This window comes from Methylomonas rivi, from assembly GCF_024505165.1.
Classification (GTDB): domain Bacteria; phylum Pseudomonadota; class Gammaproteobacteria; order Methylococcales; family Methylomonadaceae; genus Methylomonas; species Methylomonas rivi.
In genome coordinates this window covers 1-1,148 of record NZ_JANIBK010000325.1, presented here as the reverse complement: position 1 = coordinate 1,148, position 1,148 = coordinate 1, and the positions used below count along the sequence as shown (strand labels likewise).

General features: G+C 58.4%; 1 pseudogene. It reads left to right on the top strand.

Annotation, left to right across the window (positions count from 1 at the left end):
- Window positions 1-1,148, top strand: a pseudogene (locus NP596_RS21495) (alpha-amylase family glycosyl hydrolase); the annotation flags it as partial.

The window sequence follows — 1,148 nt, the reverse complement described above, 5'->3', positions numbered from 1 at the left end:
GTGGGCGCCGGCGGCCCGCGAAGTGCGTTTGCTTTGGGATTACCGCAAGACGGATTCGGGCTGGCAAAACCGGCGCGAAGCCAAGTTGCAAGCCATGGCGGATGGCTATTGGGGCGGTTTTGTGGCCGATCTTGCAGCCGGCGAGCGGTATATGTACTATGTAGTCGGCCCGGTGGGGGGCAGCGAGGGTTTAAAACGCGACCCTTACGCCCGCGATCTCAGCGACGAGCCTACTTGGCCGGATTGCCATTGTTTGCTGGCCGACCCGGCGGTTTTTCCCTGGCACGATGATGACTATCGGCCGCCGGCCTTTCATGAGTTGGCGATTTACCAACTGCACATCGGGGTCTGGTTCATACCGGCGGGCCGCAATAACGGTACTTTTTTGGATGTGGCCGGGAAACTGCCCTATCTGCGCTCGCTGGGCATCAATGCGATTCAGCCTTTGCCCATCGTCGAATTTCCGGGTGTATTCAGCTTGGGCTATAACGGGGTCGATTATTTCTCGCCGGAAACCGATTACGGTATCAAGGACGGCGACCCGGCCATGGGCCGCTACCTTGAGTCGGTCAACCAATTGCTGTATGACATCAATCCGGGCCTGGAGCCTTACCGCCCGCGGGATATACAAGGCACGGCCAACCAATTGAAGGTATTGATAGACCTGTGCCATTTGCACGGTATCGCCATGTTGATGGATGTGGTCTACAACCATGCCGGCGGCGATTTCGGCGACGGCGGCATTTATTTCTTCGACCGCAGAGCCAACGACAGCCAGAACAACAGCCTGTACTTTACCGACCGTGGCTGGGCAGGCGGCTTGGTGTTCGCCTACTGGAACGACAAGGTCAAACAATTTTTAATCGACAACGCCACATTCTGGCTGCGGGAATACCACTGCGACGGCTTTCGCTACGACGAAGTCAGCGTGATTAAAAACGAAGGCGGCGAACACGGCTGGCGGTTTTGTCAGTATGTGACCGATACCTGCCGCTTCATCAAGCCGCAAGCCATCCATATCGCCGAATCCTGGCCGGTCAATCAGGCCGTGGTCAGCCCGACCCAGCAAGGCGGGGCCGGCTTTGATGCCTGCCAAAACGACGGTTTGCGCGATGCGGTGCGCGAAGCGGTCGGCCAGGCCTCCGGCG